Annotated in this window: 18 protein-coding genes; 12 read left to right on the forward strand and 6 right to left on the reverse strand. The window is 65.1% G+C overall.

The genetic code is table 11. From position 1 onward, the window contains the following. Window positions 1–71 precede the first annotated feature (71 nt). Entirely contained in the window at window positions 72–1,754 is a 1,683-nt protein-coding gene (locus B4F07_RS04015) for a putative bifunctional diguanylate cyclase/phosphodiesterase (protein ID WP_293697803.1), read from the forward strand. Here the strand turns inward: B4F07_RS04015 and B4F07_RS04020 are convergent. From B4F07_RS04020 to B4F07_RS04035, 4 genes are all read right to left on the reverse strand, one after another. Next, window positions 1,727–2,923, reverse strand: coding sequence for a CCA tRNA nucleotidyltransferase (locus B4F07_RS04020; RefSeq protein ID WP_293697805.1), 1,197 nt, complete (start codon window positions 2,921–2,923; stop codon window positions 1,727–1,729). The two genes, B4F07_RS04015 and B4F07_RS04020, sit on opposite strands and share 28 nt — an antisense overlap. Beyond that, window positions 2,920–3,504 (reverse strand): CoA pyrophosphatase, encoded by a 585-nt coding sequence (locus tag B4F07_RS04025; protein ID WP_293697807.1) that lies wholly within the window; start codon window positions 3,502–3,504, stop codon window positions 2,920–2,922. Before B4F07_RS04025 ends, B4F07_RS04020 begins: the two co-directional genes overlap by 4 nt. Further along, a complete protein-coding gene (locus B4F07_RS04030) occupies window positions 3,504–4,088 on the reverse strand; it encodes a DUF1285 domain-containing protein (protein ID WP_293697809.1) in 585 nt (194 codons plus the stop codon). The genes B4F07_RS04025 and B4F07_RS04030 overlap by 1 nt, the downstream gene beginning before the upstream one ends. A gap of 169 nt (window positions 4,089–4,257) precedes the next feature. Further along, the gene (locus B4F07_RS04035) at window positions 4,258–4,761 is read right to left on the reverse strand and encodes a GNAT family N-acetyltransferase (protein WP_293697811.1); all 504 of its coding nucleotides are present in this window, start codon (window positions 4,759–4,761) and stop codon (window positions 4,258–4,260) included. Window positions 4,762–4,850: 89 nt separating this feature from the next. Here B4F07_RS04035 and B4F07_RS04040 point away from each other — a divergent pair, with 89 nt between their 5' ends. Both B4F07_RS04040 and B4F07_RS04045 read left to right on the forward strand, forming a co-directional pair. Next, the gene (locus tag B4F07_RS04040; protein WP_293697813.1) at window positions 4,851–5,222 is read left to right on the forward strand and encodes a dihydroneopterin aldolase; all 372 of its coding nucleotides are present in this window, start codon (window positions 4,851–4,853) and stop codon (window positions 5,220–5,222) included. Continuing rightward, entirely contained in the window at window positions 5,219–5,980 is a 762-nt protein-coding gene (locus B4F07_RS04045; protein ID WP_293697815.1) for an SDR family oxidoreductase, read from the forward strand. The genes B4F07_RS04040 and B4F07_RS04045 overlap by 4 nt, the downstream gene beginning before the upstream one ends. Window positions 5,981–6,182: 202 nt before the next feature. On the opposite strand, the gene B4F07_RS04050 is transcribed toward B4F07_RS04045, so the two are convergent. Together B4F07_RS04050 and B4F07_RS04055 are read right to left on the reverse strand one after the other, a co-directional pair. Continuing rightward, entirely contained in the window at window positions 6,183–7,616 is a 1,434-nt protein-coding gene (locus B4F07_RS04050; RefSeq protein ID WP_293697817.1) for an NAD-dependent succinate-semialdehyde dehydrogenase, read from the reverse strand. A gap of 132 nt (window positions 7,617–7,748) precedes the next feature. Further along, window positions 7,749–8,348 carry a TIGR02466 family protein gene (locus B4F07_RS04055; RefSeq protein WP_293697819.1) on the reverse strand — a complete coding sequence of 200 codons (600 nt, stop codon included), beginning with the start codon at window positions 8,346–8,348 and terminating at the stop codon, window positions 7,749–7,751. 46 nt (window positions 8,349–8,394) lie between these two features. Here B4F07_RS04055 and B4F07_RS04060 point away from each other — a divergent pair, with 46 nt between their 5' ends. The 9 genes from B4F07_RS04060 (at window position 8,395) to B4F07_RS04100 (ending at window position 14,591) form a co-directional block, all read left to right on the forward strand. Beyond that, window positions 8,395–9,315 carry an SMP-30/gluconolactonase/LRE family protein gene (locus tag B4F07_RS04060; RefSeq protein ID WP_293697821.1) on the forward strand — a complete coding sequence of 307 codons (921 nt, stop codon included), beginning with the start codon at window positions 8,395–8,397 and terminating at the stop codon, window positions 9,313–9,315. A 32-nt stretch (window positions 9,316–9,347) separates the two neighbouring features. Continuing rightward, the gene (locus B4F07_RS04065; protein ID WP_293697823.1) at window positions 9,348–9,605 is read left to right on the forward strand and encodes a type II toxin-antitoxin system Phd/YefM family antitoxin; all 258 of its coding nucleotides are present in this window, start codon (window positions 9,348–9,350) and stop codon (window positions 9,603–9,605) included. Further along, the gene (locus tag B4F07_RS04070; protein ID WP_293697825.1) at window positions 9,602–9,988 is read left to right on the forward strand and encodes a type II toxin-antitoxin system VapC family toxin; all 387 of its coding nucleotides are present in this window, start codon (window positions 9,602–9,604) and stop codon (window positions 9,986–9,988) included. The genes B4F07_RS04065 and B4F07_RS04070 overlap by 4 nt, the downstream gene beginning before the upstream one ends. A gap of 11 nt (window positions 9,989–9,999) precedes the next feature. Continuing rightward, window positions 10,000–10,689, forward strand: a complete 690-nt coding sequence (locus tag B4F07_RS04075; protein WP_293697827.1) for a VIT1/CCC1 transporter family protein — start codon at window positions 10,000–10,002, stop codon at window positions 10,687–10,689. A gap of 93 nt (window positions 10,690–10,782) precedes the next feature. Next, window positions 10,783–11,886, forward strand: a complete 1,104-nt coding sequence (locus tag B4F07_RS04080) for a DUF2855 family protein (protein ID WP_293697828.1) — start codon at window positions 10,783–10,785, stop codon at window positions 11,884–11,886. A 48-nt stretch (window positions 11,887–11,934) separates the two neighbouring features. Then, window positions 11,935–12,339 (forward strand): hypothetical protein, encoded by a 405-nt coding sequence (locus B4F07_RS04085; RefSeq protein ID WP_293697830.1) that lies wholly within the window; start codon window positions 11,935–11,937, stop codon window positions 12,337–12,339. 16 nt (window positions 12,340–12,355) lie between these two features. Then, window positions 12,356–13,009 carry an HAD-IA family hydrolase gene (locus tag B4F07_RS04090; protein WP_293697832.1) on the forward strand — a complete coding sequence of 218 codons (654 nt, stop codon included), beginning with the start codon at window positions 12,356–12,358 and terminating at the stop codon, window positions 13,007–13,009. After that, window positions 13,006–13,713: a CoA transferase subunit A gene (locus tag B4F07_RS04095; protein WP_293697834.1), complete on the forward strand. Its 708-nt coding sequence runs from the start codon at window positions 13,006–13,008 to the stop codon at window positions 13,711–13,713. The genes B4F07_RS04090 and B4F07_RS04095 overlap by 4 nt, the downstream gene beginning before the upstream one ends. Next, on the forward strand, window positions 13,713–14,591 hold the full coding sequence (locus tag B4F07_RS04100) for an HAD family acid phosphatase (RefSeq protein WP_293697836.1): 879 nt from the start codon (window positions 13,713–13,715) through the stop codon (window positions 14,589–14,591). Before B4F07_RS04095 ends, B4F07_RS04100 begins: the two co-directional genes overlap by 1 nt.

A 14,591-nucleotide genomic window follows, 5' to 3' on the forward strand; every position in this document is an offset into this window, starting at 1 on the left:
GTAAATCGCTTCTTTACTCTCGCCCCACTAGGCCATGGCCAATGGGGAAAGGTCGCACAAAACCCGCTGTTATGCCACTTGATCGAACCGGTGAAGACCGGCCCTTGTTGTTCGTCGGCTGGATCGACGCGCTCCCGGTGCCAGCGGCGCTGATCCGCCCGCTCGCGCGCGGCAATTTTCGTCTGCACGCCAGCAACGCCGCTTTTGACCGGCTCAATCTGTCGCCAGCCGGCGCCGACGCTCCAATCGAGCTGTTGCGCGCCGTCGAACGCGCAGCGCAGTCGCCCAACGATATGCAGGAATTCAGCTGCCAGCTGGGCGACGGCGTCGCGGCGCGCGATCTGCGCGGATCGATCGGGCCGTTGCCGACCGAAACGGGCGACGAAAGCCTGTTCCTGCTGACGCTGATCGACCGTACCCAGGAAATGATGACCGAGCGCAATTTGCGCCGTGAGCTGGTGTCGGACAGCCTGACCGGCCTGCCCAACCGCGCCGGGTTCGAAGAAATGGTCGAACAGCGCGGCGTCACCGACGGCATTGGCGCCGACCACGCCATCCTGCTGCTCGACCTGGCGCGGTTCAGCCGCATCAACGAACATATCGGGCCGATGGCGGGCGACGAGCTGATCATCACAGTCGCGCGGCGGTTGAAATCATCCTTGCGCAGCGGGGACATTTTGGCGCGCACCGGCGGCGACGAATTTGCCATATCGACCCGCGTCGCGGGTGGGCGCGCCGATGTCCGCGAAATGGCGCGGCGCATCCGCGGCTGTTTCGACCATCCGTTCCGTATCGGCCAATTGAAAGTCAGCGTCGATTGCGCGCTGGGCTGTGCAATTCAGCCCGCGATCGACAGCGACGTCGCCGATCAGATCCGCCACGCGCAGATCGCGCTGAAACGCGCGAAGCAGACCGACCGCATCGAAATCTATGAGCCCGAATCGGCGATGCTGTCCGACAATCGTTTCGGGCTTGAAACCGAACTGCGCAACGCGATCGAGGAAGACCGGCTCCATCTGGCGTTTCAGCCGCTGATCGAGCTTGCGACCGGCAAGGTCGCCGGGTTCGAAGCGCTCGCGCGCTGGGACAAGCAGGACGGCCATGCGATTTCGCCCAGCGAATTCATCCCGATCGCCGAAGATTCAGGCCTGATCGTGCCGCTCGGCCAATGGGCGATCGGCAAGGCGGCGGCGGTGCTCGCCGGCTGGGACGGGCAAAATGGCGGCAAGACGGTCGACTGCTATGTCTCGGTTAATGTCTCGGCGATCCAGCTGTTGCGCGATGATGTCGCCGCGGTGGTGCGCGGCGCGCTCGCAAAGCATAAAATCGGCGGCGAACGGTTGATGATCGAACTGACCGAAAGCGCGATCATCGGCGATCCCGACCTTGCACTGTCAGTGCTCAGCGAGCTGAAGGCTCTCAATGCGCGCGTCGCGATGGACGATTTCGGCACCGGCTATTCGAACCTCGCCTATCTGCAGCGCCTGCCGCTCGACGTGCTCAAGATTGACCGCAGCTTTGTCGAACATATGGTCGATGACCGCGACAAGGTGGCGATCGTCCGCACGATCCAAAGTCTGGCTGAAGTGCTGGGGATGAAAACCACCGCCGAGGGGGTCGAGACCGCCGATCAGGCGCGCCTCCTGTCGGCACTCGGCTGCGATTTCGGCCAAGGCTATTTGTTCGCGCGGCCGTTGGAAGGCGCCGCGGCGCTCGATTTCTGGCGTCAGTCGCTGGTGCGCCCGATCTTCTGATCGACCAGTTCGGCAACGCGGTCGGCGCCGGGAAAATTCTCGGCGACCCATGCCGCTTCAACGTCTTTCAGGATGCGCGCGACCTCTGGCCCAACCGCAATGCCGCGCGCGACAATGTCGCCGCCCTTGATCGGCAGCACCGGAACCTCCCAATCCGCGAGATCGCGCACCGCGGCGGGCTCGCCCGCGATCAGATGCACGTCGCGCGCCGCGTCGATCCCGATGGCGTGGGCAAGCTGGCGCACCGGCCGCGCAACGTCGCCGCGATGCTCGCCCACCGCGCCCAGATATTTGCGCTGCCGGGTCGATAGCCGCAGGCGGCTGGCCACTTGCTCGGCAACCGCGCGGTCGGCGGGCAGCAGCGCCGCGAGACGGCGGTGCGGGACAATATCGGCTCCCGCAGCAGCTTCGTTGGCGAGCAGGTCGTCGAGCGTCGCGGCAAAATCCGGATCCAGTTCGGGCAGCAGCACCGCAAAAATGCCGTCAGCCGCCATCTGGCCGACGATCGCGCGCGGATCGGGCAGCGCCAAAATCTTGGTCAGCTCGTCGGCGATGCGTTCGCGCGACAGGCTTTTGAGTGACTGACGCGCGGTGACGACGGCGGCGTGGCTGTCTGCATCGAGCGCGCCGCGCCCAAAGCGCGCCGCAAAACGATAAAAGCGCAGGATGCGCAGATGATCCTCGGCAATCCGCGTCGCCGCATCGCCGATAAAGCGCACGCAGCCGCCGCGCAGGTCGTCGATGCCACCGAAATAATCATCGACCGCCCCCGTTTCCGGATCGGCATAAAGTGCGTTGATCGTGAAATCGCGCCGCGCCGCATCGCCCTGCCAATCGTCGGCAAATGCGACCGTCGCGCGGCGTCCGTCGGTCTCGACATCGTGGCGCAGCGTTGTGATCTCGTGATGATCGCCGCTGGCGACTGCGGTGACGGTGCCGTGCGCGATGCCGGTCGGGATCACCTTGATATCGGCCGCTTCCAGCCGCCGCGTCACCTCCTGCGGCAACAGCGGGGTCGCCAAATCGATGTCGGTGACCGGCAGGCCGAGCAGCGTGTCGCGCACCGCGCCGCCGACGATCTTCACCGCCCCGCCCTCGCTGGTCAGCGCCGCGACGATCCGGCGCAGCCCCGGCCGGACGCGCCATTCGGCATCGGGCAGCACGCTCACCGATGCCAGCCCGTGGGCATCCGCCGCGCCAGATTGATGATGATGCCCGCCGTCACGCCCCAGATCCGCCGTCCTTGCCAGTCCATGTCATAATAATGCCGGTCCTGACCCTGCCAATGCGCCTGCTGGCGCGCATAATTGGCGGGATCGAACAGGATGTCGAGCGGCACTTCGAACCAGTCCTCGACCTCGTCGGGGTTGGGGTCGAGCGGCAGGTCGGGGGGGATGACGCCCAGCACCGGGGTGATGATATAGCCGCTGCCCGACCGATAAGGCTCGGTCACCCCCGCCACCATCACGTCGCGGGGACTGAGGCCGATCTCCTCCTCGGCCTCGCGCAGCGCGGCATCAATCGCGTCGCGGTCGTCGGGATCGATCTTGCCGCCGGGAAAGGCGACCTGCCCGGCATGGCTGCGCAGCCATTGCGGGCGCTGGGTCAGGATGACGCCGGGGTCGGGGCGATCGGTAAAGGCGATCAGCACCGCGGCATCGCGGAGCGTCGGCGTGCCGAGATACGCCTCATCCTCGCCCGCATCGGGCAGCAGATTGTCGAGCGCGGCGCGCAGCTTTGCCGACAGCATCAGCGATCGACCAGCGGAAATGGCGCGCCGTTCGACCAGATCGCGGGCGGATCGCTTTGGTCAGCGAGCGCCATCTCGACGATCTCATAATAAAGCGCGCGATCGATCCGCGCTTCAAGCCCGTTGCCGATGGTGCCGCGGACGTGGAGCCGCGGGTCGGGGCTATCGGGGTCGGTGCCGAAGGTCAGCGGATGGTCGGGTCCGGCCATGACGAGGTCGTCGGTGTCGAGCCGGAAGACGAGCTGGCGGGCGGCACCCGCTCCCTCGCTCTTCATCTCGACCGCCCGGAATGGGGTGTCCTCGACCGCAATGCCCAACTTCTCGGCAGGGGTCACCAGAACATGGCTACCGTCGGCTTCACGGCGCAGGATCGTCGAGAACAGCTTGACCATCGCGGGGCGGTTGATCCGCCCGCCTTCGTGATACCAGCTGCCATCGGCGCGGATTTCCATGAAGCTGTCGCCCTCGCGCTCGGGGTGCCATTGCTCGACCGGCGGCAGCTGACGCGCGGCGAGCAGTTCGGCAGCCTCGGTCAGCGAGAGCTGTGCGAAGTCCTTGGGAAGCGAAGGCGCGGGGGTGACCATCCATCCGACATAGGGGGGCTAACGGATCGTGCAAGTCGCAGCGTAGCTCTATCGATTGAGCCGTGCCCCTGCGAAGGCAGGGGCCCATCATCGACCCTATGCGTCCCACATCAGCGGTTGCGGAACGAGAGCTCGGGTGATGGGCCCCTGCCTTCGCAGGGGCACGGTGTCATCGCGGCCCGATCATCCCCGCACCCATCGGCAACGCATGCCCGTTCACCGCGCGTGCCAACAGACGCCGCTGCTCAAACGGTCCCGGCAGATCCCACGCCGCCGTTGCATCGGCATCGAAGCCGAAGAAGCGCCCGTAGTATTCCGGATCGCCGATCATCATCAGCGCGCCGTCGGCCCCATCTTCTGCCGCCGTGAGCATGTGCGTCATCAGCACGCGGCCATGCCCGCCGCGCTGGAGGTCGGGGCGCACCGCCACGGGCCCCACCATCACCAGCGGCGTGACCGCGCCGTCGGCGGTGCGATGCGCGACCGGCCAGCATTGGATCGTGCCGATCAGTGCGCCATCCTCGACGGCCGCGAAACTGAGCCGCGGGATCGCATCCATACCCTGGCGGATGCGGTAGGCGGTTCGTCCAAAGCGATCGGCCCCGAAAGCGGCGTCTAGCAAAGCCTCGACCGCCTGCGGTGCAATATCCGACAATGGAAGTAACTCGACCAACGCGCGCCCTTTCGCTAATGCGGCGGCGCTTTAGGGGTGCGGCGCGGCGATGCAAAGCCGAATGTCGCGCGCGTTCGACAGGATTTCTTGTGACCGATACATTGTGGCTGGAGGTGGACGGGCTGATCGCCCAGGTGCTGACCGGCATTTATTCCGAAGAAACCCACCTGCCGCAGCCGCTGCGCATCGGGGTGCGGGCGCGGCTGAGCATGGCCGATCATTATGATCCGACGACGCCGCTCAGCGCCTCGAAAAATTACATGCACCTGAAATTCGCCGCGACCGAGGGGATCCCCAAGGATGTCCATTTCGTGCTGATCGAAAGCGTCGCCGACCATATCATCGACACTTTGTTCCTGCAGGATGACAAGGTCGAGGAGGTCGAGGTGAAGATCGTCAAGCTGGCGATCGCCGAGGACGGCGAAGAGATTGGCATCACCATGCGGCGGAGCCGCAAATGACGCAGAAGCTGGCGCTGGTCACCGGTGGCCTCCACCGCGTCGGCGCCGCGATTTCGGCGCGGCTGGCGCGTGAAGGCTATGCGCTGGCGATCCACAAGCGCAGCCCGGGCGAGGCGGACGCCGTGCTCACCGATGCACTGGCCGAGACCGGCGCGCTCAGCCACCGCTTCGCCGCGGACTTGTCCGACCCCGCCGCGGTCGATGCGCTGATTCCCGCGGTGATCGACACGTTCGGTCGCGCGCCCGACCTGCTCGTGAACAATGCAGCGCTGTTCGCAGAGGGGGAGTGGGCCGATCTGTCGGCGGCGTCGCTCGCAGCGATGATGCAGGTCAATTTATCTGCGCCGGTGATGCTCGCGAAGGCACTTGTTGCCGCAAGCGAAGGCCAGCGTCCCGCGATCGTCAATATCGTCGACCAGCGCGTCGCGCAGCCGGTCCCCGACCAGCTGGCCTACAGCCTGTCGAAATCGGCGCTGTGGCAGGCGACCGCGACGCTGGCGGTCGCGTTCGGAAGCCGCGCCCGCGTCAACGCCGTCGCGCCGGGGCTGACGCTGGCTACGGAGGATTATACGGCGGCGCAGGTCGAGCGGCTCGCGGGGCGGATGCTGCTGGGTGCCTTGCCGAGCCCGGCGCAGATTGCCGATGCGGTCGTGTATCTGGCGCGCGCCGAAGCGGTGACCGGGCAGACGATCTTCGTCGACGGCGGCGCCCATCTGGCACCGATGGGGCGCGATTTTGTGGCGTTGGAGCGGGATTGACCTGCGGCCAACGATGGCCGGGATCGACCGATTGCGGCCATAAACTTTCGTCATCCCGGACTTGATCCGGGATCCATGCGCCCTCTCAGCAACGGGCGGCGCGTGGCCTCGTGGACCCCGGATCAAGTCCGGGGTGACGAGTCCATGAGGTCCACTTCCCACCCCAAGGCGGACATCGTCCCGCCTTTCGGGCTGCCGACCGTCAATAAATATGCACCGCCTTGGTCACCAGATACCCGTCCAGCCCCTCCGGCCCGCTCTCGCTGCCAAAGCCCGATTCCTTGATCCCGCCGAACGGCGTGTCGAGGGTCGAGATGACGAAGCCGTTGATCCCGACCATGCCGCTTTCGATCGTGTCGGCGATGCGGTTGATACGGCGGCCGTTTTCGGTGAACGCAAACGCGGCCAGCCCATAGGGTAGCCGGTTTGCCTGTTCCAGCGCCTCGTCCTCGCTGCCGAAGGGGCGGATCAGCGCCATCGGGCCGAATGGTTCGTGGTTCATCGCATCGGCATCGAGCGGCACGTCGGCGATTGCGGTCGGCTGGAAAAAATATCCCTCGCCCGTCGCCGCGCCGCCCGCGATTACCCGCGCGCCTTTGGCCTGTGCATCGGCAACCAGCGCTTCCAAGGCCGGGATGCGACGCGCGTTGGCGAGCGGACCCATTTGGGTGTCGCCGTCGAGACCGCTACCGATCTTCACCTTTGCCGTCCGTTCGGCGAAACCCTTTACAAAGGCGTCGTAAATGCCCTGCTGGACATAAAAGCGGGTCGGCGAAATGCACACCTGCCCGGCGTTGCGGAATTTCTGCGTCACCACCTTGTCGAGCGTCGCCTCAAGATCACAATCGTCGAAAATCAGCACCGGCGCATGGCCGCCGAGCTCCATCGTGATCCGCTGCACCCGATCGGCGGCGAGCTTCATCAGATGTTTGCCGACCGCGGTCGATCCGGTGAAGCTGACCTTGCGGATCACCGGGCTGGCGAGCAGGTGGCGGCTGATCCTGTCGGGGTCGCCGTAAACAAGCTGAACCACGTCGCCGGGAATGCCCGCGTCGGCGATGCAGCGCATGATCGCGCTGGTGCAGCCGGGGGTTTCCTCGGGCGCCTTGGCGATCACGACGCAGCCCGCGGCGAGCGCGGGGGCGATCTTCTTGACCATCAGGTTGACCGGGAAATTCCACGGGCTGAACGCCGCGACCGGACCGACCGGCTGGCGCAGCACCATCGTGCGCTGCCCCGCTGGCCGCTGGAGCACCCGGCCTTCGATGCGTTTGCCCTGTTCGGCGAAATAGTCGAACAGCCCCGCCGCCGACAGCACTTCGCCGCGCGCCTCGGCGATCGGCTTTCCCTGTTCGAGCGTCAGCAGCGTCGCGATATGCTCGACCCGTTCGCGGATGATCGCCGCGGCCTTGTGCATCAGCGCGGCGCGCTCGTCGAAACTCTTGGCGCGCCACACCGGCCAGCCGCGCTCCGCCGCGGCGAGCGCCTCGTCGAGATCGGCGATGGTGGCGACCGGCAGTTCGGCGATCGTATCCGCGGTCGCGGGGTTATACACCGGCCGCTCGTCGCGCCCCTCGCCGCTCCGCCAGGCGCCGTTGATGAAAAGCTGGAGGTCGGCGTCGTAGGTAGCGGTCATATGCATTTCCTATCTGTTCCGTTCGCATCGAGCGAAGTCGAGATGCATCTCGCGCTGCGCAGGCGTGTCTCGACTTCGCTCGACACGAACGGAAGGGGGAGAATTGGTCAGATGTGGCTCATATAGTCGCGCTCAGCGATAGTTAAAGCTGATGCTGATCCGTTCGCCCTTGCCGCTGTGCGGCATCACTTCATGACGCAGCCAGCTTTCCCACAGGAACACCCGCCCCGCCGCGGGCTCGGCATAGACGAAGGGCAGCAGATGTTCGGGCGCATCGTCGCTGCGCCCCGGCGCCGCCATCAGCATCGCGAGGCGCGGGTCTTCCAGCTTGAGCGCTCCCGATCCGGGCGGGACCGCGACATAGAAGGTGCCCGACACGATGCTGTGCGGGTGGATGTGGCCGCTGTGGGTGCCGCCGGGTTTCAGGACATTGACCCACAGGCTGTCGAGCTTCAGCGGTTTGGCGAGGTCGAAATGCGCCGCCTTGGCAAACGCCTTCACTTCCTTGTCGAGCAGGCGTTTGAGGTCGTGGAACGCCGGATCACGCTCGGGCAGGTCGTTCAGGCTGGCGTAGCTGGTATAGCCCTTATAGCCATGCGCGCGGCTCCACGCGCGCCCCGCGCCGTCCTCCTCGGCGAACAGGCGGCTGCTGTCCTCCAGCTCGGCGAGCAGGTCGGGCGAGCCGACGTCGGCTTCATAGAAAAGACTGGCGAACAGCGAACGAACGGGCATGATGGCCGCAAAGCACAGCCAATGCGCAAGAGCAAGGGAGACGAGGATGGCCAAGTTTGAACTGATCGCCGATGGATTGCGTTTCCCCGAAGCGCCGGTGGTGATGGACGACGGCAGCGTCATCCTCGTCGAGATCGAGGCGGGGCGGATCACCCGCTGCTGGCCCGGCGGCCGAAAAGAGGTCATTGCCACCCCGGGCGGTGGCCCCAATGGCCTGGCGATCGGCCCCGACGGCAAGCTCTATTGCTGCAACAACGGCGGCTTCAACTATGTCGAATCGAATGGCTATCTGACCCCGCATGGCATCGCCGACGATTATTCGGGCGGGCGGATCGAGCGGATCGACGTCGATACCGGCGCGGTCGAAACCCTTTATCAATCGGGTGATCATGGCATCGTGCTGCGCGGCCCCAACGACATCGTGTTCGATGGCCATGGCGGCTTCTGGTTCACCGATCACGGCAAGGTCGATTATGCCAAACGCTGCCACGACATCGTGGGCATTTTCTATGCCAAGGCTGACGGCAGCTTCATCGAGGAAGTCATCTTCCCCTCGAACAACCCCAATGGCGTCGGCCTGTCGCCCGATGGCGACGCGCTATACGCCGCGGAGACCTACACCTGCCGCCTGATGAAGTTCAACATCACCGCCCCCGGCAAGGTCGCGTCCGACGCCGGCCCCGGCGGCCCCGGCATCCCGCTCTATCGCCCGGCGGGCTATAAATTCTTCGATAGCCTCGCGGTCGAGGCATCAGGCAATATCTGCATTGCGACAATCGGCGAATGCGGCATTTCGGTGGTGTCGCCCGCGGGCGAGCTGGTCGAATTTGTTGCGACCGACGATATTTTCACGACCAACATCGCGTTTGGCGGTCCCGACCGGCAGGATGCCTATATCACCCTTTCGGGTACCGGGCGGCTGGTGAAGACGCGTTGGGCGCGGCCGGGGCTGCAATTGCAATATTGACTTAGCTAACCGGCTTAGCTAAGTTAGCCAACATGACAATCGTGACCATCCACGAGGCCAAGACAAATCTGTCGCGCCTGATCGCCCGCGTCCTCGCGGGCGAAGAGGTGACGATCGCGCGCGGCAAGGAACCGGTGGTGAAATTGATGCCGGTGAACGCACCACCCAAGGCGAAGCGCGTTTTGGGCACGCTGAAAGGCAAAATCGATCTTGACGCTGGCTTTTGGGATCCCCTGCCCGAAGAAGACCTGGCGCTATGGAACGGCGAAGACAGTCCAGAGGCGCAATGAACCTGCTGCTCGATACGCACGCGCTGATCTGGGCTGCCAATGAGCCGGAGAAATTGCCAGATGCGGTGAGGTCGGCCATCGAAGACCCGGACAATCATATCTGGGTCAGTGCCGTTTCTGCCATCGAGGTCGCAATCAAATTCCGCATCGGTAAGCTGGAAGGCGCCGACGAACTCGCCGAGCGCTTTGAAACCGTCATCGCAGGTTTTGGCTTTGACCAGCTGCCCATTTCGGTTGCTCATGCGAGTCTGGCGGGCTTGCTGCCCTTCGACCATCGCGACCCGTTCGACCGCATCTTGATCGCTCAATCGCAGATCGAGCAATATGCGCTCGTATCGAACGAAAAGCTGTTCGACCAGCTTGGCGTCATCCGTTTCTGGTAGGAGTGCCGTCCATGCACCGCGAAACCCATGCCGCCAGCCGCATCGGCTGGCTGCGCGCTGCGATCCTCGGCGCCAACGACGGGATCGTATCGACCGCCAGCCTGATCGCCGGGGTCGCGGCGGCGGGCGCGTCAGCCTCGACGATTCTCGTCACCGGGACCGCGGGGCTCGTCGCAGGGGCGATGTCGATGGCGGCGGGCGAATATGTGTCGGTCAGTTCGCAGGGCGACGCCGAAAAGGCCGATATTGCCAAGGAGAAGCGCGAGCTCGCCACGGTGCCCGAACTGGAACTCGAGGAGCTGACGCAAATCTATCAGCAGCGCGGCCTCGATCGTCCGCTTGCCGAGCAGGTCGCGGTGCAGCTCACCGCACATAATGCGCTCGACAGCCATTTGCGCGACGAACTGGGGCTGACCAGCGAACTGGCGGCGCGTCCGATTCAGGCGGCAGCGGCTTCGGCGGCGAGCTTTACCATCGGCGCCGCCCTGCCGCTGGCGATCGTGCTGCTGATCACCGGACCATCGCTGCCGTGGATCGTGTCCGCCGCCTCGCTGATCTTTCTCGCCATCCTGGGCGCGCTTGGCGCCTGGGCGGGCAAGGCGCCGATCGCGCGCGCCGTCCTGCGCGTCAGCTTTTGGGGCGCCGTTGCGATGGGGGTGACGATGGCGATCGGATCGCTGTTTGGGACGACGGTTGGCTGACTAGCGCGCCCTGCGTGATTGTCAGCGCGGGCTGCATCTGTATGACTAGCGCCTGACCCGCGAAAGCGGCATGACAATCGGAGGGGTCCGTAAATGAGCAGAGCAAGCTGGGCGATCGACATTGATCGCGACGATATCACGCAAGCCCAATTGGTCGCCGATCCCGACACGCCCCTCGCAGCGGGACAGGTGCGCGTCCATATCGACAGCTATGCGATGACCGCGAACAACATCACCTACGCCGTGTTCGGCAAGCCCGCCGGGCTGTTTGGCAATGATCAGGGCTATTGGGATTTCTTCGCCGAGCCGGGCGGACCCGGCCGCCTGCCTGTGTGGGGTTTTGCCACGGTCACCGACAGCGCCGCCGAAGGCGTATCGGTCGGCGACCGTTTCTACGGCTATTATCCGATGGCCAGCGACACCGTGCTGACCGTCGGCAAGGCCGGGCCGGGGGGCTTCACCGACATCACCCCGCGCCGCACCACCCTGCCGCCGATCTATAACCAGTATCAGCGGATCGAAGCGCTGCCCGACTATCGCGCCGCCGACCATGATTATTGGCCGGTGTTCCGCCCGCTGTTTCTCACCGGCTGGCTGATCGCCGACCAGTTCGAGGATGAGGGCGATTATGGCGTCCAGCAGATCCTGATCGCCAGCGCGTCGAGCAAGACCGCGATCGGGCTTGGCTTTGCACTCAAACAGCGCGCCGACCGCCCCGAAACGATCGGGCTGACCAGCGCCGCCAATGTCGAGACACTCGCCGCGCAGGGGATTTACGATCGCGTCATCAGCTACGACCAGATCATGACGCTCAATGCGTCGACCCCGGCCGCACTGGTCGACATGGCGGGCAATGGCGCGGTCACGCGCGTCGTCCACAGCCATTTCGGCAGCCAGCTTCAGGCGTCGATCATCGTCGGCAAATCGCATTGGGACGCGCAGGCCGACGTCGAGGGACTGCCCGGCCCCGAGCGTCAGGGTTTCTTTGCCCCCGGTCGCAGCCAGAAACGCATTGCCGACTGGGGCGGCGCGGTGTTCGGGCAGAAGATCGCCGAAGCATGGCTGGCGTTCATGGACGTTGCACCGCGGCTCGCCAGCGTTGATAAGCGCCAGGGCGGCAACGCGGCGCTCGCCGCCTATCGGGAAATGCTTTCGGGACAGGCCGACCCCGGCACGGGGATCGTCGTCGTCCCATGAGGGTCGTGAGCGAGGATCCCGTCCGTTCGCGCCGGAAAGGATAGATCCATGCTGCGTACCCTGATCGCCGCCACGACCATCGCCCTGTCGCTCCCCGCGGCAGCCGCCACCGCCGAAACCCCCAAAGCTGCTCCCGCGCGCCAAGCCGACCTCGCCGACCGTGTTGTCGGCACCTACAAGGGTGCGGTCGCGTCCGACGCGCGCGGATCGTCGCGCGACAATGTCACGATCACGGTGACCCGCGTCGGTCCGAACAAGGTCGAGATCAAATCGGATTATCCGCGCATCCCGACGGTCACCATCCCGCTCGAAAAGGCGATGGACGCAATCCTTGCCGCAAGCGGGCCTTATGTTTTCCTGCTCGATACCGTCCGCGCGCCCGACCGGCTCGACCTCAGCATCGACGATGCCAGCTGGTATGGCACCCGCGTCACCACCCCCGCCAAACAATAAGGTTGCCCTCTCCCGCATGTCCTACACCCATGTGATTTTCGATTTCGGCGGCGTTATCACGTCGTCGCCGTTCGAGGCGTTCAACCGGCTGGAGGACGAACGCGGGCTGCCGCGCGATTTCGTGCGCCGCGTCAACGCCGCCGACCCCGACCGCAACGCGTGGGCGAAGTTCGAGCGGGCCGAGATCGATGCCGCGGCGTTTGATGAACTGTTCGCCGCAGAAGCGCGCGCGCTCGGGCATGAACTGGAGGGCGAAGCGGTGCTCGCGGTGCTCGCCGGTGCGGTGCGCCCGGCGATGGTCGCGGCGCTCGACACGCTGAAAGCGCGGGGGTTCACCATCGGCTGCATCACCAACAACGTGCCGTCAGGTCACGGCGCCGGCATGGCGCGCAGCTTCGCCAAGGCCGAAGAGGTCGCCGCGATCATGGCGCGCTTCGATCATGTCATCGAATCGAGCAAGGTCGGGGTCCGCAAGCCCGACCCGCGGATTTATGAGATGATGTGCGAAGCACTCGGGGTTGAACCCTCCGCCTGCATCTATCTCGACGACCTTGGCATCAACTGCAAACCGGCCGCGCAGCTCGGGATGCACGCCATCAAGGTGACAAGCGGCGAACAGGCGCTTAAGGAGCTGTCGCAGATTCTGGACCTGGAGCTCTCTCACCCATGAAAAAGATCTACCCCGACGCCGCTGCCGCTCTCGACGGCCTTCTCTTTGACGGCATGCACATTTGCGCGGGCGGCTTTGGTCTGTGCGGTATCCCCGAACGGCTGATCGACGCGATCCGCGATGCGGGGACCAAGGATCTGACGATCGCCAGCAATAATGCCGGGATCGACGGCGAAGGGCTCGGCAAGCTGCTTCGCACCCGTCAGGTCAAGAAGATGATCTCCTCCTACGTCGGTGAGAACAAGGAATTCGAGCGCCAATATCTGGCGGGCGAGCTGGAGGTCGAATTCTGTCCGCAGGGCACGCTCGCCGAACGCTGCCGCGCCGGTGGCGCGGGCATCCCCGGTTTCTACACCAAGACTGGCGTCGGCACTGCGGTCGCCGAGGGCAAGGAAGTCAAGAGCTTCGACGGGCAGGATTATATCCTCGAGCGCGGCATTTTCGCCGACCTCGCGATCATCAAGGGCTGGAAGGCCGACGAGAGCGGCAACCTCATCTTCCGCAAGACCGCACGCAACTTCAACGCGCCGATGGCAACCGCGGCGAAGATCTGCGTCGCCGAGGTCGAGGAAATCGTCCCCGTCGGCAGCCTTGACCCCGACACCATCCACCTGCCCGGCATCTATGTGAAACGCATGATCATCGGCGCGCCCTATGACAAAAAGATCGAATTCCGCACGACGCGTCCGCGCGAGGCGGTGTGATGCGCGCGCTTCCGCTCGTCGCTTCGCTGCTCCTTGCAGGCTGCGCAGCGGCTCCTGCTGAGGTCACAACGGCCCCTCCGCCGCCGTCTGCTGCAACTTCCACGCAAGCCGCCAAGCCGCCCGTCGCGCTGCAATATCTTTATGGTTCGGCCGAGGCCGCCATCGCCGTTCGCGCGACCAATGCGCGGATCGCCGACTACGGCCTCGCACGGATCAAGCAGCGCCCGACCGACAGCGTCATCCTCGCCACCGGTGCGACCATGACCGCGCCGCGCTTCGAAACCTGCGGCAACAAGCCCTTCGCCGCGGTGTTCGATGCCGACGAGACGTTGATCTGGAACCTCGGCCCGATGCGCTATTTCGCGGAAAAGGGCAGCGCCTTTGACCCCAAGATCTGGGACCAGTGGGAAAAGAGTGGCGCGGGCAAGGCGGTCGCCATGCCGGGTACCGCCGACATGCTCGGCAAACTGCGCGCCGCTGGCATCACGATCGTCGCGAATACCAACCGCACCGCCGCCAATGCCAAGGGCAGCGAAGACACGCTCCGCGCCGCAGGGCTTGGCGAATTCAAGCATGGCGAGACCTTGTTCCTGATGGGCGACGATGCCACCGGGTCGAGCAAGGATATGCGCCGCGCCGCGATCGCGTCGAAATACTGCGTCATCCTGATGGCGGGCGACCAGCTCGGCGATTTCAGCCAGCAATTTAACGTCCGCGACCTGCCTGCCCCGCAGCGCGCCGCGCTGGCCGCCAGCCCCGCCGCCGCAGCGCTCTGGGACAAGGGCTGGTTCCTGTTCCCCAACTCTGTCTATGGCCCGTGGGAAAAACTGGGCTGGGACGAAACCTTCCCCTCCGACACCAAATGGGAGCCGAAATAA

Origin of the sequence: Sphingopyxis sp. UBA6723 (assembly GCF_002454115.1) — a bacterium.
Lineage (GTDB): Bacteria > Pseudomonadota > Alphaproteobacteria > Sphingomonadales > Sphingomonadaceae > Sphingopyxis.

Excerpts from the sequence above, each read along its gene's own strand:
- B4F07_RS04060 (WP_293697821.1), top strand. The coding sequence starts at position 8,395 with ATGGCCAAGTTTGAACTGATCGCCGATGGATTGCGTTTCCCCGAAGCG.
- B4F07_RS04085 (WP_293697830.1), top strand. The coding sequence starts at position 11,935 with ATGCTGCGTACCCTGATCGCCGCCACGACCATCGCCCTGTCGCTCCCC.
- B4F07_RS04050 (WP_293697817.1), bottom strand. The coding sequence starts at position 7,616 with ATGACCGCTACCTACGACGCCGACCTCCAGCTTTTCATCAACGGCGCC.
- B4F07_RS04100 (WP_293697836.1), top strand. The coding sequence starts at position 13,713 with ATGCGCGCGCTTCCGCTCGTCGCTTCGCTGCTCCTTGCAGGCTGCGCA.
- B4F07_RS04080 (WP_293697828.1), top strand. The coding sequence starts at position 10,783 with ATGAGCAGAGCAAGCTGGGCGATCGACATTGATCGCGACGATATCACG.
- B4F07_RS04055 (WP_293697819.1), bottom strand. The coding sequence starts at position 8,348 with ATGCCCGTTCGTTCGCTGTTCGCCAGTCTTTTCTATGAAGCCGACGTC.
- B4F07_RS04045 (WP_293697815.1), top strand. The coding sequence starts at position 5,219 with ATGACGCAGAAGCTGGCGCTGGTCACCGGTGGCCTCCACCGCGTCGGC.
- B4F07_RS04015 (WP_293697803.1), top strand. The coding sequence starts at position 72 with ATGCCACTTGATCGAACCGGTGAAGACCGGCCCTTGTTGTTCGTCGGC.
- B4F07_RS04030 (WP_293697809.1), bottom strand. The coding sequence starts at position 4,088 with ATGGTCACCCCCGCGCCTTCGCTTCCCAAGGACTTCGCACAGCTCTCG.
- B4F07_RS04065 (WP_293697823.1), top strand. The coding sequence starts at position 9,348 with ATGACAATCGTGACCATCCACGAGGCCAAGACAAATCTGTCGCGCCTG.
- B4F07_RS04075 (WP_293697827.1), top strand. The coding sequence starts at position 10,000 with ATGCACCGCGAAACCCATGCCGCCAGCCGCATCGGCTGGCTGCGCGCT.
- B4F07_RS04090 (WP_293697832.1), top strand. The coding sequence starts at position 12,356 with ATGTCCTACACCCATGTGATTTTCGATTTCGGCGGCGTTATCACGTCG.
- B4F07_RS04070 (WP_293697825.1), top strand. The coding sequence starts at position 9,602 with ATGAACCTGCTGCTCGATACGCACGCGCTGATCTGGGCTGCCAATGAG.
- B4F07_RS04095 (WP_293697834.1), top strand. The coding sequence starts at position 13,006 with ATGAAAAAGATCTACCCCGACGCCGCTGCCGCTCTCGACGGCCTTCTC.
- B4F07_RS04025 (WP_293697807.1), bottom strand. The coding sequence starts at position 3,504 with ATGCTGTCGGCAAAGCTGCGCGCCGCGCTCGACAATCTGCTGCCCGAT.